This window comes from Bacillus alveayuensis, from assembly GCA_030812955.1.
In the GTDB taxonomy this organism is placed as follows: Bacteria; Bacillota; Bacilli; order Bacillales; family Aeribacillaceae; genus Bacillus_CB; species Bacillus_CB alveayuensis.
Window position 1 is genome coordinate 1 of record JAUSTR010000007.1, and the last position, 20,757, is coordinate 20,757.

Annotated in this window: 22 protein-coding genes and 1 pseudogene; 22 read left to right on the forward strand and 1 reads right to left on the reverse strand. The window is 39.1% G+C overall.

Going from position 1 to position 20,757, the window contains the following annotated elements:
- Nucleotides 1-143: 143 nt before the first annotated feature.
- Nucleotides 144-476 carry a hypothetical protein gene (locus J2S06_RS09435; RefSeq protein ID WP_419152112.1) on the forward strand — a complete coding sequence of 111 codons (333 nt, stop codon included), beginning with the start codon at nt 144-146 and terminating at the stop codon, nt 474-476.
- A gap of 790 nt (nt 477-1,266) precedes the next feature.
- Here J2S06_RS09435 and J2S06_RS09440 read toward each other — a convergent pair.
- Nucleotides 1,267-1,773 (reverse strand): GyrI-like domain-containing protein, encoded by a 507-nt coding sequence (locus tag J2S06_RS09440; protein ID WP_419152113.1) that lies wholly within the window; start codon nt 1,771-1,773, stop codon nt 1,267-1,269.
- Between the two features lie 110 nt (nt 1,774-1,883).
- Here J2S06_RS09440 and J2S06_RS09445 point away from each other — a divergent pair.
- The 21 genes and pseudogenes from J2S06_RS09445 to J2S06_RS09545 all read left to right on the forward strand — a co-directional run.
- Nucleotides 1,884-2,629 (forward strand): annotated as a pseudogene (locus J2S06_RS09445) (IS3 family transposase); the annotation flags it as partial.
- Nucleotides 2,607-2,768 (forward strand): hypothetical protein, encoded by a 162-nt coding sequence (locus tag J2S06_RS09450; RefSeq protein ID WP_419152114.1) that lies wholly within the window; start codon nt 2,607-2,609, stop codon nt 2,766-2,768. The pseudogene J2S06_RS09445 and the gene J2S06_RS09450, both read left to right, overlap by 23 nt.
- Nucleotides 2,769-2,994: 226 nt before the next feature.
- Entirely contained in the window at nt 2,995-3,174 is a 180-nt protein-coding gene (locus J2S06_RS09455) for a PaaD-like zinc ribbon domain-containing protein (protein ID WP_419095746.1), read from the forward strand.
- A 5-nt stretch (nt 3,175-3,179) separates the two neighbouring features.
- The gene (locus J2S06_RS09460) at nt 3,180-4,037 is read left to right on the forward strand and encodes a 3-hydroxyacyl-CoA dehydrogenase NAD-binding domain-containing protein (RefSeq protein WP_419152115.1); all 858 of its coding nucleotides are present in this window, start codon (nt 3,180-3,182) and stop codon (nt 4,035-4,037) included.
- The gene (locus tag J2S06_RS09465) at nt 4,027-4,761 is read left to right on the forward strand and encodes a 3-hydroxyacyl-CoA dehydrogenase family protein (RefSeq protein WP_419152116.1); all 735 of its coding nucleotides are present in this window, start codon (nt 4,027-4,029) and stop codon (nt 4,759-4,761) included. Before J2S06_RS09460 ends, J2S06_RS09465 begins: the two co-directional genes overlap by 11 nt.
- A 15-nt stretch (nt 4,762-4,776) precedes the next feature.
- Entirely contained in the window at nt 4,777-5,976 is a 1,200-nt protein-coding gene (locus tag J2S06_RS09470; RefSeq protein WP_419152117.1) for a thiolase family protein, read from the forward strand.
- A 14-nt stretch (nt 5,977-5,990) separates the two neighbouring features.
- Nucleotides 5,991-7,472: an aldehyde dehydrogenase family protein gene (locus tag J2S06_RS09475; RefSeq protein WP_419152118.1), complete on the forward strand. Its 1,482-nt coding sequence runs from the start codon at nt 5,991-5,993 to the stop codon at nt 7,470-7,472.
- Nucleotides 7,473-7,864: 392 nt separating this feature from the next.
- Complete coding sequence (locus J2S06_RS09480) at nt 7,865-8,734, forward strand: PaaX family transcriptional regulator (protein WP_419152119.1); 870 nt, start codon at nt 7,865-7,867, stop codon at nt 8,732-8,734.
- Nucleotides 8,735-8,763: 29 nt separating this feature from the next.
- A complete protein-coding gene (locus J2S06_RS09485) occupies nt 8,764-9,756 on the forward strand; it encodes an MBL fold metallo-hydrolase (protein ID WP_419152120.1) in 993 nt (330 codons plus the stop codon).
- Between the two features lie 489 nt (nt 9,757-10,245).
- Nucleotides 10,246-11,181, forward strand: coding sequence for a Phenylacetic acid catabolic protein (locus J2S06_RS09490; protein WP_419152121.1), 936 nt, complete (start codon nt 10,246-10,248; stop codon nt 11,179-11,181).
- Nucleotides 11,181-11,507 carry a metal-sulfur cluster assembly factor gene (locus J2S06_RS09495; protein WP_044895751.1) on the forward strand — a complete coding sequence of 109 codons (327 nt, stop codon included), beginning with the start codon at nt 11,181-11,183 and terminating at the stop codon, nt 11,505-11,507. Before J2S06_RS09490 ends, J2S06_RS09495 begins: the two co-directional genes overlap by 1 nt.
- Entirely contained in the window at nt 11,504-11,737 is a 234-nt protein-coding gene (locus tag J2S06_RS09500) for a hypothetical protein (protein ID WP_152643024.1), read from the forward strand. The genes J2S06_RS09495 and J2S06_RS09500 overlap by 4 nt, the downstream gene beginning before the upstream one ends.
- 1 nt (nt 11,738) lies before the next feature.
- Complete coding sequence (locus J2S06_RS09505; protein WP_419152122.1) at nt 11,739-12,386, forward strand: Phenylacetic acid catabolic protein; 648 nt, start codon at nt 11,739-11,741, stop codon at nt 12,384-12,386.
- A 9-nt stretch (nt 12,387-12,395) separates the two neighbouring features.
- Nucleotides 12,396-13,187 (forward strand): enoyl-CoA hydratase-related protein, encoded by a 792-nt coding sequence (locus J2S06_RS09510; RefSeq protein ID WP_419152123.1) that lies wholly within the window; start codon nt 12,396-12,398, stop codon nt 13,185-13,187.
- Nucleotides 13,188-13,206: 19 nt separating this feature from the next.
- Nucleotides 13,207-14,007, forward strand: coding sequence for an enoyl-CoA hydratase/isomerase family protein (locus J2S06_RS09515; protein ID WP_044895748.1), 801 nt, complete (start codon nt 13,207-13,209; stop codon nt 14,005-14,007).
- A 108-nt stretch (nt 14,008-14,115) separates the two neighbouring features.
- A complete protein-coding gene (locus J2S06_RS09520; protein ID WP_419152124.1) occupies nt 14,116-15,705 on the forward strand; it encodes a benzoate-CoA ligase family protein in 1,590 nt (529 codons plus the stop codon).
- Between the two features lie 36 nt (nt 15,706-15,741).
- On the forward strand, nt 15,742-16,191 hold the full coding sequence (locus J2S06_RS09525; RefSeq protein ID WP_419152125.1) for an acyl-CoA thioesterase: 450 nt from the start codon (nt 15,742-15,744) through the stop codon (nt 16,189-16,191).
- Between the two features lie 28 nt (nt 16,192-16,219).
- Nucleotides 16,220-17,998 (forward strand): adenine deaminase C-terminal domain-containing protein, encoded by a 1,779-nt coding sequence (locus J2S06_RS09530; RefSeq protein WP_419152126.1) that lies wholly within the window; start codon nt 16,220-16,222, stop codon nt 17,996-17,998.
- Between the two features lie 93 nt (nt 17,999-18,091).
- A complete protein-coding gene (locus J2S06_RS09535; protein ID WP_044895745.1) occupies nt 18,092-18,337 on the forward strand; it encodes a ferredoxin in 246 nt (81 codons plus the stop codon).
- Nucleotides 18,338-18,715: 378 nt separating this feature from the next.
- Entirely contained in the window at nt 18,716-19,720 is a 1,005-nt protein-coding gene (locus tag J2S06_RS09540; protein WP_419152127.1) for a LacI family DNA-binding transcriptional regulator, read from the forward strand.
- Nucleotides 19,721-19,787: 67 nt separating this feature from the next.
- Nucleotides 19,788-20,741: a sugar kinase gene (locus J2S06_RS09545; RefSeq protein ID WP_419152128.1), complete on the forward strand. Its 954-nt coding sequence runs from the start codon at nt 19,788-19,790 to the stop codon at nt 20,739-20,741.
- Nucleotides 20,742-20,757 lie beyond the last annotated feature (16 nt).

The window sequence follows — 20,757 nt, forward strand, 5'->3', positions numbered from 1 at the left end:
AAATCCGGAACAATCCGCAAAAATTTTGCACATTATTTCCGAATCCGCCTGAAATAATTTGAAAAAGGGATTCTGAAATAATGTGCTAATTTACAGAAGAGCTTTTACAACTAAACTCAAATGATAATCAAGGTGTTCGTTTTATGTTATTTAATGCTTATGTTGAAATGGATGATCTCAAAAAAGCGAAACAGCTATTAGACCGCTATCCAGATGATTTTTCAATCCATTTTGTTTACAACCGACTATTACTTGAACTTTTGGAAAACGGCCCGACAAAGAAGGCGGAAAAATTATTAAAAGAAGCGAAAAAACGAAATCCACACGTCATTAAATATTTGTATGATGGTCGTTGGGTGGATTCATCAATTCCTTACTTCACTCCTGGTGATGAAACAGAAGCGATTGTCTATGTACAAGATTCAGGTCATTTATGGTGGGATGATCCTTTAGATCGATTGCGACATTTATTATAATCCATAAGTTTCAGACTGAAATGAAAACTCATGTCTCGAGGCACGAGCCCGATGAAGAGCGGAGTTGTAAAAATACAGTAATGAAGCGCGATGCGGAGGAAGTAACTAAGAATGAAAGCGTTTATCAACAGTCTGAAATTTTAGGTTTTTTTGGACTAGCCAATAATTGGTGGGATTATTTGACAAATCCCATTTATTATCGAAGTTTATCAAGAAGATTATATTAGTAATAGGTTTTAGATCGAATTTTTTCATCTGAGAAAATAATTACATTTTCTCTAATTTATGAAGATATCTTTTACTGCTGATAAACCGGTTAGGTTAGACAATGTTTTAGAAGTAAATATTGGTCTTTGAAACATTACGTTAATTTCAGTCCAGATATTACTACTATTAACAACGGAACTAGTTCTAAATCTTCTTCGTAAAGTTTATTCACTTTCTCAATTAACTGAACATTTTTTAGCTTGAAGACTTATACATTCTAAGAAAAACTTTATCCATTGAGTCCAATTGCCTTTATAACGTGTATTTAGCGACAAATTGGGCCATTTATGGTGCGTTTTTTAACCAAGGACAAGTGTGTTTTGCATGACGGGGAGTAATGTTTGATGGGGAGAGAAAACCTACACAAGAAAGGTATCATTTTTCACTCCCCCATTTCCTTTACGTATTGTCAAAAATTTATAGATAAAATCTAGATGATTTATTGATATATAAGGTTTTATAAACAAAAAACTTGCCACCCCCATTGTTTTAGTGTATTAGTGAGGTAACACACACACCAATCCTAAAACAAAGGAAAATCACCAATAACGGAAATGTAAATATCAACTTGACTATTTTCTGGGTTCTTACAACGTTCATCATATACTTCAAAGTCTGTTAAGAATGCTCTTTTGTTTGTTTTCGACCATTCCCAAATATATTGCCATGCTTCCACAACAATTTCTGGTATAGATCCCTTTCTCGTTGTAAACACCACATATGGACATTCACGTATAAAAAAGCTTTTCATTCCAGTTGGTACTTGGTTAATCGTTGTCACTTCGGCACCGATAGCAAAAGTATAGGAACCAGCTTCATCTGATTCATAATTTGTATATATTGCTAGAATATTAGGGTTTTTCTTGTTTGGGATTTTTTCAATAATGCTATGTTTGTTAAAGCTTTGCCATAATGAAGGAATCACGCCTTCACCCTTCATTTCAGCCTCATTTGATGTAACGACAGGTTTGCCAATAAAACGAATTGGATCCAGCCTAGCAATTTTTTTTGTTTGAATGAATTGTGACAATAGATTCCATCCTCCTCCATTTTTGAGAATAATAATAAGTCTATTCGCTATTAATCCTTTAAATCCTTCCAAATTTTTTCTGTATGGACGATTAAAAAGTACGGTAATAAATAGTTTGTTTGAAGTTGGAGGAGGGCTGGTCCTATCGTCAGCTTCGTGAACAATTCGGGATCAAGAGCGATGCACAAATTGCTGAGTGGGTAAAGAAAGTAAAAAACAATGAGTTGTTGGAGGACAATCGTGGAAAATGGAACAAAAAGTACTTTAACAGCTTAGAAGAAGAGAATGCTTATTTGAAAGCGCAGGTGGAATACCTAAAAAAGCGCAATCCAAATCTACACGGGAAGGAGTGGTCTTAAAATCTGAAAGGTTTCAAATTATTGATGAATTAAGAAGAAAGCACCCACTTACATGGCGTTTCAAAATTGCTGAGGTTTCAAGAGCTGGATACTATAAATGGCGTAGTAATCGTTCAAAATCGTCTATACGTATGGAAAAGGACCTTTTGCTTAAAGAGCACATATTAGCGATTCACAAGAAACATCCCTACTATGGTTATAAGCGAATGACGAGAGCTTTATCCAGAGAGGGGATGGTTGTAAATCATAGCGTGTACGCCGTTTAATGAGGGAATTAGGAATAAAATCTGTCATTCGTAAGAAAAGACCGTTCTACGGGCATAGAGGTTCGGTTGTATTTCCTAACGTCCTAAATAGAGAATTTTACGCAGAGAACCGTTTTGAAAAGTTCGTAACCGGATATTACATATGTACGTGTGGGAGACCATTTTGCCTACCTATCAGCCGTTTTAGATTTGTATAACAATAAAATTGTTGCTTGGATATTATCTGAAAAGATTAAAACTCAAAACCGAGAGATTAAGTGCTGAAACCGAGAGATTAAGTGCTGAAACCGAGAGATTAAGTGCTGAAACCGAGAGATTAAGTGCTGAAACCGAGAGATTATCCGCTCAAACCGAGGGATTTTTGCTATAAACCGATAAATTATAGAACGAAACTAAGAGATTAAGGCTTGAACCCGATAGATTATGTTGCAAACCCGGTAGATGTCCGTGCAAACCTATAGATTAGTCGGCCAATTCAAGGGATTTTTAACGTAATCTGATTGAATAGGTCAATGAAGGGTCATCTCCCATTGACAACACTACCACTTTCTAATAATATGTAAATTATACGATAGATATAAAAACATAATAAAGGGGTGTTGAAGTTGTCTGTTCATAATAGTGTGCATTGTTCGTTTTGTGATTCGACGGATGTAGCAATAGTGTCTGCTTTTGGCACTGCGCAATTAGTTTCACAATATTATTGCCGCAAGTGTAAAAGTGTTTTTGAGTTTATAAGGTGGCAAACAGAGCAAGAGGCATGTAAGGAGGTGTAGTGTTATTGACGATTCAATATGTCGGAGTTGTCGGTTCTGGAACTATGGGGTCAGGAATTGCACAAATTTGTGCTCAAAATGGGTATTATGTATATCTTTATGATGTAAATGATACTATCGTTCAAAAATCATTATACTCTATTGAAAAGCGGCTGCAAAAAATGGTTGAAAAAGGGAAAATAACGAAAAAAGAATTGGAGCAATCAATGGAGAGAATTGAAGCGTGCACAGAATTATCGAACTTGAAAGCATGTGATGTTGTCATAGAAGCTGTACCGGAAAAATTGCCGTTAAAAAAAGAAATTTTTAGACAACTAGAAGGAGTTTGTTCGGAACAAACGATTCTAGCCACGAACACTTCTTCGTTTTCTGTAACAGATATTGCAAGCGCTGTCAATACCCCGGAACGAGTTGTTGGGCTGCACTTTTTTAACCCTGTTCCTTTAATGCCGCTTGTGGAAATTGTCAAAGGATTTAAAACTAGTGAAAAATGGATACATGTTCTTCTTCGGTTTGCTGACTCTTTGGGCAAGGAAGCAGTTATTTGCGAAGATACGCCAGGCTTTATTGTGAACAGGATTGCTAGGCCTTTTTATAACGAAGCATTAAAAATCGCTGGAGAGCGCTTAGCGTCTGTCGAGCAAATTGACATAATTATGAAAAAAGCCGGTCATTTTAAAATGGGGCCTTTTGAGCTGCAAGATTTGATTGGGATTGATGTCAATTTTTCAACGACGGAATCTGTCTACAATGGGTTTTTTGGGGAAGGAAGGTTTCGTCCGCACTATTTACAGCAGCGCATGGTGCAGTCTGGAAAAATTGGGAGAAAGGCTGGTGAAGGATATTTCCGTTATGAAAACTAAAACGTTGATAGGAGCGATTGTCGGAAGAGGACCGCTATCTGCACCGCTTGTCAAGCAAATGAAGACATTAGGTCACACCGTTATAGATAACGGTGAATGGCAACAAGGTTCTCATCTTGATTTTGTAGTAGAGACGACAAATGTCAACATGGAAGAAAAGAAGAAAAATTTAATGAAAATCGAAAACATCATTTCAGAAAAGACCCTTATTTTATCAACATGTCTTCGTATTACTGCGACAGAAGCAGCATCATGGCTGAAACATCCTGAACGATTAGTAGGCTTTGCTGCTTTTTCTACTTGGGAAGAAACGAATTTGATCGAAATCGCCCCGGCTTTACAGACCGATTTCGACTATGTCATAAAGGCGAAAAATATATTTCAAATGATGGGAAAAGAAGTAGAAGTAGTAGAGGATGGAGTCGGATGCGTGTTTCCGAGAATTTTATCCTTGATTATTAACGAGGCCGCTTTTGCACTTACAGAGAAAATCGCAACGCCAGAACATATTGATAAAGCTATGAAAAAAGGGACGAACTATCCAATGGGGCCGCTTGCATGGGCTGATCATGTCGGAATTGATGAGATTTATGCCGTTTTATCTGGATTATATAAAGAAATGGGAGAAGAACGTTATCGTCCTGCACCAATGCTAAGGAAAATGGTGTATGCAGGCTGGCTAGGAAAAAAATCAGGAAGGGGATTTTATTTATATGAATCATAAAGAAGGGATTATCAAATGAGAGAGGCAGTCATCATTGATGCAGTAAGAACGCCTATCGGTAGGTTTCATGGTGCTTTAAAAGATGTTCGTCCCGATGACTTAGCTGCCCATGTCATCAAGGAGCTTTTTAATCGCAATCCGATTGATCCTTCACTTGTGGAAGATGTTATTTTCGGTTGTGCCAATCAAGCTGGGGAAGATAATCGAAACGTTGCAAGAATGGCTGCTTTGCTTGCTGGAATGCCGGATACTGTTCCAGGTGTAACGGTCAATCGTTTATGTGGATCTGGTTTAGAGGCAGTAAATCAAGCGGCGATTTCCATTCAGGCTGGACTGGGCGATGTGTTTATTGCCGGTGGTACGGAAAGCATGACGCGCGCACCGTACGTCATGATGAAACCGCAGCTTGATGGGATTAGAAGCACACCTGTATTTTATGATACAACGCTCGGCTGGCGCCTTGTAAACGAAAAGCTTGCAGAGAAATATCCGCCAATCAGCCTTGGCGAAACGGCAGAAAACGTTGCCAATCGTTATCAAATTTCAAGAGAAGAACAGGACGAATTTGCGTTATTAAGCCAACAAAAAGCTGATAGAGCTATAAAAGAAGGGCGGTTTCAAGCTGAGCTTGTTCCGATCACAACAAAAAATAGAAAGGGAGAAGAAAAAGTTGTGGATAGGGACGAACATCCGCGGCCGGAGACAACATTGGAAGCGCTAGCTAAGCTTAAACCGGCTTTTGTGAAAGATGGAACGGTTACAGCAGGAAACTCATCAGGTATGAATGACGGAGCTTCCGCATTATTAATTATGGAAAGAACGACCGCAGAACAATTCGGATTTAAACCGCTTGCCCGTTTTATTACATGTGCGGTAGCTGGGGTTCATCCATCTTATATGGGGCTTGGTCCTATTCCAGCCACACAAAAAGCTTTAAGGCGTGCACAGTTAACGGTTGATCAGCTCGATTTGATTGAAATGAATGAAGCATTTGCTTCCCAATCAATCGCCTGTATGAAAGAACTGCGGTTTCACAAAGACAAAGTGAATGTTAACGGAGGAGCAATCGCTTTAGGCCATCCTTTAGGCTGCAGCGGAGCGCGTATCGTGACGACACTCGTTCATGAGATGCAGCGCAGGGATTCCCGATATGGGCTTGCAACTATGTGTATTGGGGTTGGGCAAGGAATAGCAACCATTATAGAAAAATTATAGAGGGAGGAAGTTCAATGAAAGTTAAAAGCCACTACCCGTTATTTATAAATGGGGAATATGTCGATAGCAAAAATGGGGAACGATTTGACGTAGTGAATCCAGCAACAGAAGAGGTAATCGCAACGGCAGCTAAAGCAGCAAAAGAAGATGTAGATAAAGCGGTTCAGGCGGCTCGGACAGCTTTTGAATCTGGAAAATGGCCTAAAATGACAGCAGCAAAACGGGCTCGTATTTTAAATAAAATTGCCAGTATCATGAGAGAGCGCTTCGATGACTTAGTCAATGCCGAAGTATTAAATAGCGGCAAAACAGTGGATGCGGCGAAAGGGCAAATTAATCAGGCAATTGAAGACTTTGAGTTTTATGCAGCTGCTGCCATCACCTTACAAGGAGACGTGAATCAAGTTCCGAACGGCTTTTTTAACTATACTGTCAAAGAGCCGGTAGGTGTATGCGGACAAATTATTCCTTGGAATTATCCGCTGATGATGGCTGCATGGAAAGTGGCACCTGCTCTAGCTGCTGGTTGTACCGTTGTGTTAAAACCGGCAAGCTATACTCCGATCACAGCTTATATGCTGGCAGAAATTTGCCTTGAAGCAGGTGTTCCGAACGGAGTCGTCAATGTCATCACAGGGAGTGGTTCGGAAATTGGCCCATACATGACACAGCATCCAGGAATTGATAAAGTGGCCTTTACAGGTGAAACGGAAACGGGTAAGGACATTATGAAGCGTGCTTCTGATACGTTAAAGCGCGTTACGTTAGAGTTAGGCGGAAAATCGCCAAACATTGTCTTTGATGATTGCGATCTAGAAGAAGCTGTAAATGGTTCACTTTTTGGAATATTCTATAATACAGGCCAATCTTGTGAAGCGCGTTCTCGCTTGTTTGTCCATGAGAGCATTTACGATGAATTCATGGAGATGTTTCTCGAAAAGGCTTCCCGTGTTCGTGTTGGAGATCCATTTGCAAAAGGTGTCCACATGGGCGCTGTTATTTCGAAAAGCCATCAGGATGTGATTGATGGCTATGTCAAGCTAGCTGTGGAAGAGGGAGGGGAAATTCTTTATGGAGGTAAAGTGCCTGAAGGAGGAGAGTTTAGAAAAGGATATTGGTATATGCCTACAATAATCGGCAACGTTACAAACGATATGAGAGTAGCTCAGGAGGAAATCTTTGGTCCTGTCGTTGTTGTAATGAAATTTTCTGAGGAAGAAGAAGTGATTCGTCAAGCAAATGATACGATCTTCGGATTAGGGTCTTGTATTTGGACAAAAGATCATGGAAGAGCCCATCGTGTGTCATCACGTATTCGTGCTGGAATTGTCATGGTGAATTGTCCGATTTCAGCCTTCCCTGGAACACCATTTGGAGGATATAAGCAATCAGGCTTTGGCAGAGAGCTAGCGCTTGAAACTCTAAATCTTTATATGGAAACTAAGAGCGTCGTTTCTTATGTCGGCGGTAAACCGTTAAATATGTTTGGAATCTAGTATTATGTTTTTTGGAATATCATGGAAAAAGTACAAAATTACTGTTGGAAAAATTGCGAAAATTAGTTATATTATATTTATTAGACGTAAGTCTAAAAAATAGGCTCTTTTCTAAAAGATTGTTGCTTTACAACTATAGCTTTTCGACTATCCAGGCAAGCGACACGCTTGCTATGTCACACTTATTTTGAAGAAGCAGCGTGTATTTGATCTACAAACTGACATATCGGTTAAATAGGGCCGATATGTTTTTCTTTCCTAGCAGAATACAAATGATGAAATCGGTTGATTCCGAAAAAATTGTTCCAACACCCATACACTTGTAAAAGCAGCATTTGTTCCATCATAATAAAAAATGAGACAAAATCCAAAAAAAGACAGGTGTAGCAGTTATGAAACCAAGATCTTTAATGTTCACTTTATTTGGTGAGTACATTCAGCATTATGGCAATGAAATTTGGATTGGCAGCCTTATTAATATGATGTCCCATTTTGGTATTTCAGAATCTTCTATCCGCGGGGCCGCTTTAAGAATGGTACAGCAAGATTTCTTCCAAGTGAGAAAAATTAAAAATAATAGCTATTATTCTCTTACCAATAAAGGGATGAGAACAATGCTCGATGGATTCACCCGGGTTTATAACAAAAAAAGCGACAAATGGGACGGACGCTGGCGGATTTTAACATACTCTGTTCCAGAAGAAAAAAGAGATCTCCGCAACCAAATTCGAAAAGAGCTGAGCTTAATGGGGTTTGGCTTCATTTCCCACGGGACATGGGCTAGTCCGAATCCTGTTGAGCAGCAAGTAATGGAATTAATTAGAGACTATCATTTGGAGCAATATGTTATTCTTTTCAGTTCGAGTTCGGTCGTATCCCATACCAACGAGGATCTAATTGAAAAAGGATGGGACTTTGCTGCGATTGGGAAAGAGTACGAGGCATTTATTGAAATTTATCAAACGAAATATGATGAATATAAAAAGCGGGCTTGGAATAATGAATTGAGTGATGAGGAATGCTTTATTGAGCGAACAAAGCTCGTACACGAATATCGGAAATTATTTTTTGTTGATCCAGGGTTTCCGAATGATCTTTTACCTCCTGATTGGAATGGTACGAAAGCAAGGGAACTCTTTTTCAACACTCATCAGCTTTTGTCAGTGCCAGCAATCAGATATTTTGAAAAGGTGTTTGAAAAAGCTCCCGATCATGAACTTGTTCCAAATCGTGATAAGGCTATCAATCCTTTTGTCGTTTAATGGAAATAGATGAAGTGGGTGATCTAAATATGTCCAACACTCCTTTTGAAAAATTAACAGAAAATATATATCGGATTCCGATTCCTGTACCTTTTCCGATGAAATATATTTATTGCTATTTGTTTAAGGAACAAGATGGGTGGAGCCTTGTCGATACAGGCTTCAACTACCCGGAAGCAGTAAATGCGTGGAAAAATGTCTTCGAACAGCTACGCATTCAACCTGAACAGATTTCAGCTATTTATTTGACTCATTTCCACCCAGATCATTTTGGGTTAGCTGGCTGGATGCAAGAATTAACGGGAGCTCTTGTGTATATGAGCAAAGTAGACATTATCATGGCAGAGCGTGTTTGGGGAAAAAACAGCCAACAGTCAGATGCAGTCGGTGCTATTTACCGCCAAAATGGTGTGCCAGAACGTCTAGCGGAGCAAATTGAAGAAAATATGAAAAAGCTAAGTGAACATGTTCAGCCTTTTCCTTCGCTCACGATTCTAGAAGAGGAAGAGGTCCGATTAGGAGGGATGATTTGGAAAGTCATTTCCGTTCCAGGTCATAGTGATGGAATGATCAACTTTTATCAGCCGGAGAAACGGATCCTTCTTGCAGCTGACCACGTATTAGATAAAATCACGCCTAATATTAGCTTATGGCCTGGGGGGAGCGCCAATCCGCTAGAAGATTATTTTTCTTCTCTGAATAAAGTCGCTGCATTGAATATTCGTTTGGCTTTCCCAGCGCACGGAAAAGTCATTGATGAATTCTCTGAAAGAATTTTGGCAATTCGCCGCCATCACGATAAGAGGCTAAAACAAATGTTTTCCCTCGCATTACGAGATCAAACCGCTTATGAAATTGCCGGCAAAGTGTTTAGCAATAAACAGCTATCCCCGCATCAATGGAGGTTTGCAATTGCTGAAACCTTAGCTCATTTAGAATATCTCGTGTTGAATGATGAATTAATGAAAACGGAACGAAATGGTACGATCTTTTATAGACAAAATACCGAAAAGAGCGCATAGTTTACAGGCTGCGCTCTTATTTATTGTGACCGTTGATCGTGTTATTTAAGACTGAAAAGATTGACAAGTGATGCGAAGATATTTTTTGTTAGCTTTTCGTTTTACGGTATCCTGCCTCATTTAACTTAACCCTCGAAAATTCTACAAAATCAAAAATCTGCTTGTCCTTCGTCTCCTTCAGCATGAGTTAAACGATTCATATGGAAGTTTAGATGAAATGCTGCGGCCTTAAAAAATGACGGCTATATTTTATAAAATTTATACGATCGTTTAATTAAACCATTAATAATGTTTTCAAATATGTCCGTGATGAGAAAGAGAATGCGGTATTGTAAATACGCCAGAACCCTGTAAAAAGACTGTTTTTATATATATGAAAATGAAATTTTTTGACTTTTTTAAATTTTTAGTATTGACACGGATTGTTATTACATCTTATTATGTAATTAAGACGATAAATAAAAAAACATAATATCGAGAGGTGGGAAAATGGATCATTCAGCACTTTTAAAAGAGAAGGTTCAAAATGGTTTTATCGTGGAAGGTATAGATGACATGAACGAGGAATACTTGCAAGCATTAAAGCAGACGCTCGTCATTGTCGGAGATACCGAGCTATTAAGCGTTCCTCCATTGCTTACAGTTTATAATCAAGCCCCATCATTAAACAGCAAGATTACCGCATTAGCTATTATGCAGGATGAAATCGGTCATGCCCATATTGCTTATCGTCTCTTAAAAGATTTAGGCGAAAATACAGATGAGCTTTTATACAATAGGGAACCGCATCGCTTTAAAAACCCATATGCATTTGATTTTGAACTTTCCAACTGGATTGAGCTTGGTGTATTTAATGCTTTCTTCGATCGAGCTGGATATACCTTGTTGGGAGATGCCTTTGAGTATACTTCATACGGTCCATGGAAACGAGCGCTAGTTAAGGTGGATAAAGAGGAATTATTCCACTTGCGCAATGGGGAAATCATCATGAGAACCGCCATGAAAGATCCAAAGCTGAAAGACGAAGTACAAAAGGCTGTTGACTGGATGTTTTTAATGGCGCTTGAATTCTTCGGTGTTGAAGACCGTTTGAAAAGCCGTTCCGCACAGCTTGAGTACCGCCTGAAAGGAAGTACAAATGACGAGCTGCGTCAAAAATGGCTGTCAACAGCGGTTCCGTTCTGTGAATCAATTGGCGTGAAAGTGCCAGCTCATTATGATGAAAAGCAGCAAAAATATGTGTTAGAGGTTCCTTTCCCTTGTAAATTTGATCCAGAAAACAAAAAATGGTTATTTGACCAACCAGACACGTGGGACAATGTCATTAATCGCTTTAAGCAAAGGGGACCAAAAAACAAACAGTTTGTGGAAAGAATTCAGAAGGGATATAAAGAAATGGAAAACTGGCGAAAAGAGGCGGTGTAATGGCGCTTAAAACGAAGGATATCCAAAAATACTGGGAAGCTTTAAAGGAAGTCATGGACCCTGAATTTCCAATCAGTGTTGTCGATATGGGATTGATATACGGTTTAGAAAAAAACGGCAGCGAGATTGATGTCACGATGACTTATACTTCTGTTTCTTGCGCCTGCATGGAATGGATTGAAGGAGATATTAAAAAACGTTTGCTGGAGGAGGAAGAAATACAATCGGTAAATATTCATGTTGTTTGGGATCCCCCTTGGACCGTTGACCGCTTGAGTCCAGAAGGTAGAGAAAAATTAAAATATTGGGGGGTAAGTGCAAAATGATAACAAAGAACGAAACAAGAGCAGCTTTTGATGTATTTGCCCGCATTAACAGGGGAGATCACTTAATGTATATCGGAACAGTTGAAGCAGAGAATAAAGAATTAGCGAAAATATATGCTGCTTATACGTACGATGAAGAGGACTGGACGGAAATGGTTGTCGTTGACAGAAGTGAGATGGCATGGGTGAAAAAAGCAGATTGGCTATTTGCAGAAAAAGGGGCGAATTGAAATGAGTGAGTTGAAAGCACATGTTCAACCATTTATTGAGTTATTGGAAACAATTGCCGACAACAAATATGTGCTTGGTGACCGTTTAATAGAAGTCGGTGTTAGCGGACCAGATTTAGGAGCGACATTAGCTTCTGTTGCGATGTCCCAAGGGGAATTAGGCCATGCGAGACTGTTTTACAATTGGAGTTTTGATTTAAAGCATCGGGATGAAAGAAAGCAGAAAATAGACATTAAAGAGCAAACGGGGAAAGCGTTTTCGAAAGTAGTCGGTGTCGATAATTGGATTTCCCTCATTGCAGCCATTTATACCGTTAATACTGGAATTCGGATTGTATTAGAATCGCTTGAGGATGCGGATCATAAAGTTTCTTCACGAGTTGTCAAAATGGTTCGTGAACAACATGAACATATTGAGTATGCAAAGCAATGGGCTGAGCGTCTTTTAAACGACGAAGGTGCTGTACCTTATAAATTTAGAGAATCATTGAATGAATTAATAGATGAAGTCAGTGAATGGCTCGGTCGAGTAGAAGCTAATGAAAAGTTGCAATCACAAGGAATACTGCCGAGAAATGCGGGGTTAATAGACAAATTTAAAGAAGAATTGAAAGCGGTTAACTCTGAAAATGTTATTTCTGTACAGTGAGTGATGAGTATGTCTGAAAAAGGTGTTATGTTTGAAACTCAACAAACGATAGGATTCATTCATTTAAATAATCCGAAGCGTGCCAATGCACTAAGCAAGTTTTTAGTAAAGGATTTGGCCCGCATCGTTAAAGAATTAAAACATAATGAGAAGCTTACGGCCGTTATTTTTACGGGGGGTGATAGCAAAGCCTTTTGTGCAGGTGCAGATTTAAAGGAAAGACAAACGATGAATGAAGATGAAATTGTTGAATATGTTCGTTTGCTGCGCAATACCTTTGACGAAATTGCCGCTTTACCGATGCCGACTATTGCAGCGATCAAAGGGCTTGCTTTAGGTGGGGGATGTGAGCTTGCGCTAGCCTGCGATTTCCGAGTAATGGAGGAAGATGCGCTTATCGGTTTAACAGAAGTTTCTTGGGGAATTATCCCAGGAGCAGGAGGAACCCAACGCATTCAATGTTTAGTTGGTATTGGAATGGCTAAAAAATTAATCTTAACAGCAGAAAAACTAACAGGTAAAAAGGCGTATGATATTGGTTTAGTAGAAGAAATTTGCCAGAAGGGTCAAGCTGAAAAGAAGGCTCTTCAACTAGCAGAGCAAATGGCTGAAAATTCGATGCATTCAATCCGCTTAGCTAAACAGGCAATTGATTATTTGAATCGTGTTCAACTAAAACAAGGGTTCGAAGAGGAATGGAATTGCTATCAACAAACCATTCAGCATTCTGATAGGTTAGAAGGATTAGCGGCGTTTCAAGAAAAACGCAAACCTAATTTTCTGAATCATTTAAAAATTTAAATGGAAGGGGAAATGATTGATGTCTGTAGAAACTGTTACGAAAAAGGAAAATTTAACGTTAGTAAAGGAAAATGGAGTGGCGGAAATTCATCTTCATATCAATAAAACAAATTCCTACTCATTAGAGTTTTATCAAGAATTTAATGCGGCGATCGATGAAATTCGCTTTGATTCAGATATTAAAGTCGTCATTCTCATGAGCGATGTACCGAAATTTTTCTCTGCCGGGGCAGATATTAATTTCTTAAAAGCGGCTGATCCTCGTTTTAAAACTCAATTTTGCTTATTCTGTAATGAAACTTTAGATAAAATTGCACGTTCTCCGCAAGTGTACATCGCATGTTTAGAGGGGCATACGGTCGGTGGAGGTTTAGAAATGGCATTAGGCTGCGACCTTCGCTTTATGGGAGATGAAGCAGGTAAAATCGGATTACCAGAAGTAACTCTCGGTGTGTTGGCAGGAACAGGCGGAACCCAACGTTTAGCTCGTCTAGTCGGTTACTCCCGTGCGTTGGACATGAATATTACGGGGGAAACGATTTCTCCGCAGGAGGCGCTGGACATTGGACTTGTTAACAAAGTTTTCCCACAGGCGGAAGTAAGAGAAAAAACTAGAGAATATGCAAGAAAAATCGTAGAAAGTGCGACATATGCCGTTTCAAACATTAAGCTATCGATTATGAACGGAAAAGAAATGCCGCTAAATGTTGCGATCCGCTATGAAGGAGAATTGCAAAACTTATTATTCCGTTCAGAGGATGCCAAAGAAGGATTAAGTGCGTTTTTAGAAAAACGTCAACCTAATTTTAAAGGATTGTAAGATTAAGATTCATTTGTACAAGGAAGCCACTTGAAAGAGATCGTCCTTATTTCAAGCGGCTTCTCTGCCGATTAAAATTTTTTAAAATTTTATAAGGATGGTGCAAAAATGGATTTGCGAGGGTTAGGAGTAACTTATAATGCTGCCAATTTGTTTATTGATGAAAATGTAAAGAAAGGACTTGGGGAAAAAATTGCGATCTATTATCGTGACAAGCGAATTTCTTATAAAGCTTTACAGGAAAAAGTGAACCGAGTAGGAAACATGTTACGCAAACTTGGTTATAAGATGGAAGATCGTATTTTGCTTGTTTGCCATGATATACCTGAATTTGTTTATTCTTTTTTTGGAGCAATGAAAATAGGTGTTGTCCCAATTCCAGTAAATACGATGATGCAGCCATCCGATTATGAATATTTTTTAAATAACAGCCGTGCAAAAGGATTAATGATCCATGAAGATATTTGGGCTAATATTCAGCAAAGAAAAGATCGATTTTTATTTTTAGAACACATTATTGTCATAAAAGAAAGCGCTAACAATCTATCTGAAGATGTGTTTGATTTTCACTCATTACTTGATCAGGCCGATAAGGAACTCGAAAACGCACTAACCAATAAGGATGATTCTGCTTTTTGGCTGTTTAGCTCCGGAAGCACAGGAGATCCAAAAGGAGTAATTCATTTGCACCATGATATGGAATATGCTCTAAATACTTATGCGAAACAAGTGCTTGAAATTTCAGAAGAGGACCGTTGTCTTTCTGCATCAAAGCTATTTTTTGCGTACGGTCTTGGTGGAGGAATGTATTTTCCGTTAGGGGCTGGTGCTTCTACTGTATTAGTAAAGGAACGGCCTGATCCGGAAACGATTTTTCAAACCATTGAAAAATATAAACCAACGATCTTTTTCGGGGTCCCAACCTTGTACGGAATGATGATTGATTATGCCTTAAAAACAGGGAAACGTTTTGACCTCAGCTCCCTTCGAGTTTGTGTATCTGCCGGTGAAGCATTACCACCTTCCTTATACTACAAATGGAAAGATATGTATCAAGTAGATATTTTAGATGGCATTGGCTCAACTGAAGCACTTCATATTTTTATATCGAACCGTATCAAAGATATAAAAATTGGCAGCAGCGGGAAAGTTGTTCCAGGCTTTGATGCTAAAATTGTCGATGAAAATGGAGCAGAATTGCCCATTAATGAAATAGGGGACTTAGTCATTCGAGGAGACTGTATTGCTCATGGGTATTGGAACCTTCATGATCAAAATAAGCAAAAATTTATTGGAGAATGGTTCCACACAGGTGATAAATATTACAAAGACGAAGAAGGATATTTTTGGTATTGCGGACGTTCGGACGATATGTTAAAAGTCGGGGGCGTTTGGGTTTCTCCGATCGAGGTGGAAAATTGTCTTCTTCAGCATCAAGATGTGTTCGAAGTTGCAGTCATTGGTGTTGAGAAAAAAGACCGTCTCGTTGTACCGAAGGCATTTGTTGTTTTAAAGCAAGGAGTAGATAAAACGAAAGAGAAGGAGGAGGAGTTAAAGCTCTTTGTCAAACAACAGCTAGCTCCATATAAATATCCAAGAATTATAGAATTTATAGATGAACTGCCAAAAACAGCAACAGGGAAAATTCAGCGCTATAAATTAAGGGAAATATTAAAAGTAAATGAAGTGTCCTATTAAGCAGTTATTGTGATGATTTTGAAGGAGGAAATATTGTTGAAAAGGAACGAATTTCAACTTCGGGTCAATTTTGGCGACACAGATGCAGCAGGAATTGTTTATTATCCTAATTATTTCAAATGGTTTGATATCGCTGGACATCAATTTTTTCGATCGATCGGGCTTCCTCCTTCCAAGCTGATGAAGGAGCATCATATTATTCTCCCTCTTCTTGATGTAGGCTGTACGTTTGAACAGCCGTTGTATTACGATGACATCATAACGATTAAAACGATCGTAGCGGAGGTCAATCGCAAAACGATTAAACTAAAGCATGAAGTGTTTCGAGGTGAAACGAGAACGGGTCACGGCTTTGAGCTAAGAGGATGGGTTAAAGAGGAAGATGGCCGCATATTAGCTGTCATGATTCCCGACGATGTAAGACAGCTGCTTGAAGAGGATGGGCTAGGAAGCTGTCGCCAAATCAATCCGTGGTTAAGTGCGTAAAAGGAATGTCGGCAAAGGAGGGAAAATGTTGAAAAAAACAGCCAAAAGAACGGAATTAATCGAAGTAGCTCAAGGGCGTCGGCCGGCAGATTTAGTTATTAAAGGCGGTACCGTCATCAATGTGTATTCGGGGGAATTTTTAAAGCAAAATATAGCTGTTTATAAAGATTGCATTGCATACGTTGGGGAAAAGGATGTGGAGGTTGATCATCATACGAAAGTTATTGACGCAGAAGGAATGTATGTTTCACCGGGCTTTATTGAACCGCATGCCCATCCATGGGTGTTATACAATCCGGTGAGTATGACAAAAAAGGTTTTGCCCCTTGGAACGACGACGACTGTGAATGATAATTTATTTTTTTACCTGCACATGGGTCCAAAAGGGTTTAAGAAAATGGTTAACGATTTAAAAGTGTTGCCAGGAAATTTTCTTTGGCTTGTACGCCTTGTTTCTCAAGCGGATTTTCCAGGAGAAAAAGAATGGTTTAACCAAAAGGATGTTCAGGAGCTGTTGGAATTAGACGAAGTCATTGGAACGGCAGAGGTAACAAGATGGCCGCAGATTTATCAAGGGGATCCCTTTTTAATCGACACAATGGAACGAGCCAAAAAAATGGGGAAAGTTGTTGATGGCCATACTGCTGGATGTTCTTATGATAAATTAAACTCCATTGCAGCGGCAGGAGTAAGTGCCTGCCATGAAGCGATTACAGCTAAAGAGGCATTGAATCGGTTGAGACTAGGAATTTGGACGACGATGCGTAATAGTTCACTTCGTCCTGATTTGCCGGAATTAGTGAAAATTATTATTGAAGGTAAAGTAAGCACCAATCGTATGACGATGACAACAGATGGTCCACATCCCGGTTTTATCGAAGAGGAAGGCTTTGTCGATGGTCTTGTCCGGAAAGCGGTGGAACTTGGTGTCCCTGTGATGAACGCTTTGCAGATGGTAACCATTAATGCAGCTTTTTATTTACGCCTTGACGATCACATTGGGGGAATTGCCCCAGGGAGGCTGGCAGATATTCTTTTGCTTCCTAACCTAAAAGAATTTCGTCCTAGTGCGGTCATTTCAAAGGGAGAAATCGTTGCAAAAAAAGGAGAATTACTCGTTTCGATGCCGGAAATTCATTGGAATCAATATATCAAAAGAGAACCGTTTCTTTTTCTAAAAGAAATGCTAAATGATTTGAATCTATATCGTTATCCTCATTCTTCATCAGAAAAGACAGTTCCCGTTGTTTATTTTACAAGCAATGTCATTACAAAAAGAAAAGATATGATGCTCCCGTCAAAAGACGGCTTTGCTCATATAGCAGCACATAAAGGATTGTTAAATGCTGTATTAATCGATCGTAAAGGAAAATGGATTTCGAAAGCGATTTTAGAGCGCTTCGCTTTGAATTTAGATGGTATGGCCTCTACCTACAATACAACAACAGAATTGCTTGTGATCGGCAAGAATCCTGACTCGATGGCGATTGCTGCGAAAAAAGTTTACGAAATGGGCGGAGGAATTGTAGTTGTTGATGGGAATGAAGTGATTCTTGAAATTCCTCTTCCGTTTACGGGAATGATGGCAATAGATTCCTCGTTTGAAACAGTTGTAGAAAATCATGTAAAATTACAAGCCGCTCTTCAGGAAAGAGGATTTCCTTTTCATGATATTTTATACACATTATTGTTCTTAACATGTGATTTCCTCCCAGACCTTAAACTTGTTCCGTTAGGTTTATATGCCGTAAAAGAAAATCAAATTTTATTGCCTGCACAACCATTAAATGAAGCGATAGTAAAGTAGTCAGTTTTAGACCTTCCGCATGACAAATAATCGTGAGCGGATAGAGAAGACTAGATCAAATAGATGGTCATCTTAAGAAAGGGGAAGATCGTATTGGCTAAATATACAAGGGTTGACCAAGAAACATGCATTGCGTGTGGGGCTTGTGGCGCAGCGGCCCCTGACATCTTTGATTATGATGATGAAGGGTTGGCGTTTTCAATTCTCGACGAAAATGAAGGAGTTTGTGAAGTCCCGGAACATCTTTACGATGATTTGGAAGATGCTTATGAAGGATGCCCAACTGAATCGATAAAAGTCGCCTTTGAACCATTTAAAATCAAAACCGTATCGTTATAAAATAAATAGGGTCTGACTCCACACAAAAGAGGGGGCAGACCTTAATATCAAAAAGCTTTTGATTGCGTTTTAAAATTTTGTCTGTATTCGTAAACTTTGTTGCTTTTAGACTAGCTAGAGCGTGACATAGCAAGCTTATCGCTTTCCTGACAGTTGAAAAGCTAAGGTTGTAAAGCAACAATCTTTTAGAAAAGAGCCAAAATTTTTTAAAAAAGTACTTGTAAAAGGCTTTCTTATTTCATATAATGTCAATAAATCGGTTTACTAAATCGATTTATATATTTTTTAATGTTTACTAAACCGGTTTATTTTAAAATTATTTTTTGCCTATTACTAAATCGATTTAGTTCATTTTATAAGCGGCTAGGAGAAGGTTGTATGAAAACGGTAACGATTAAAGATGTTGCGAAGCATGCAAATGTGTCTAAAAGTACGGTTTCTCAATATTTAAACAAACGATATGAATATATGGGGGAGGAAACGAAGAAGCGGATTGAGCGCGCAATTGAGGAATTAGGTTATCAGCCGAACATTGTGGCAAGAAGCTTAAAGCAAAAATCTACTTCGACGATTGGCGTCATCGTAGCGAATATTTTGCATACGTTTTCAACACAAGTGATCAGAGCGATTGAAGATGCTTGTCATGAAAAAGATTTTCATATCATCGTTTGCAATGCCGATGATAATCCAGATAAAGAAAAGAAGTATATCGATATGCTTCGGGCAAAACAAGTAGATGGGCTAATTATTTTCCCAACCGGCGGTAATCGTGAGCTTTATGAACGTATGGTAAGCGAAAAATACCCTGTTGTATTTGTTGACCGTTCCGTTTCAGAAATCCCGATCCCTGCCATTATGCTCGATAACGTGAAAGCTGCCAAAATAGCCGTGCAGCATTTTGTCGAAAAAGGGTACGAACGAATTGGGATGATCACGACATCAATTATTCGCAATGTTACACCGAGGGTTGAGAGATTAACCGGGTTTCAACAGGCCTTGCAAGAGCATCAACTTCCGGTCGTACAGGATTATATTAAGAGCTTAGATCCGCACCAAATCCGTGAAGGGCTTAATGAAATGCTTTCTTTAAAAGAGCCCCCGCAAGCTATTTTGGCCGGGAATGATTTAGTGTTAGCCGAAATTTTAAATTATGCAAAAGAACAGCACATTCAAATTCCAGACGATCTTGCCCTAATTGGGATAGATGATGTTTCATATGCCAGCTTCTACAACCCGCCATTAACGACCATTGCACAGCCAACTTTTGACATGGGAAAAAAAGCAGCAGAAATGTTATTACAAAAAATTCAAGACGCGGATGTGAAAGAAGAAGGCCATATATATCGCTTTGAACCAAAGCTTATGATGCGTGAATCATGTTAAGAAGCTTTCTCTCCATTACTCCCCGTGGAAAGAGAAAGAGACTACATCAATAAGGAGTGGTGGATGGATGAATGATGTTTTAACCATTGGTGATGCGATGATCACCTTCAACCCAAGCTCGAAAGGACCATTACGGTTTGTGCACTCATTTGAGCGTAAAGTTGGCGGGGCCGAGCTAAATGTTGCGATCGGCTGTGCGCGATTAGGGTTAAAAACCGGCTGGATTAGCCGCTTAGGAAATGATGAGTTTGGAAGGTATATTCTCCATTTTATTCGTGGTGAAGGAATTGATGTATCAGAAGTTAAGCTCGTTGACGGCTATCCGACCTCACTAAATTTTAAAGAAATTTTAGAGGATGGAAGCGGGCGCACCTTTTATTATCGAGCTAATTCTCCTACGACAACTTTAACGGCAGAGGCATTAAATGAAGAATATATCCAAAAGGCAAAACTGCTTCATATTACAGGAGTATTCTTAGCCATTGATAAAGAAAAAAATGCGGAAGTTTTGAAAAGGGCTGTTTCCATTGCCAAAAAATCTGGGATGCTGATTTCGCTTGATCCAAACATTCGATTAAAACTATGGAGCAAGGAAGAAGCGAAAGAAGCGCTAACGACGTTTTTGCCTTATGTCGATATTTTGTTAACTGGAGAAGAGGAAGCAGAGCTTTTATTTGGGGTAAGGAATCCGAAAGAAATCATTGAACGATGCAAAAGTTATGGAATTTCCTATATCGCTATTAAGAAAGGCGAGAAAGGATCTGTCGGATATTACGACGGACAATATATAGAAGCTCCTCCAGTTAAACCAAGAAAAGTTGTGGATACAGTAGGGGCAGGCGACGGATTTGATGCTGGTTTCATTTATGGAGTGCTAAAAGGATGGAAGCTTGAAAGGACTTTGCAATTTGCGAACACGATTGGTTCCATGGTTGTTAGTGTTTCAGGAGATAATGAAGGATTGCCTTATTTGGAGGATGTGCTCGTTCAGTTAGGGGAAAAAGCATTTATTGAAAGATAATGTGTGGGGTGAATGT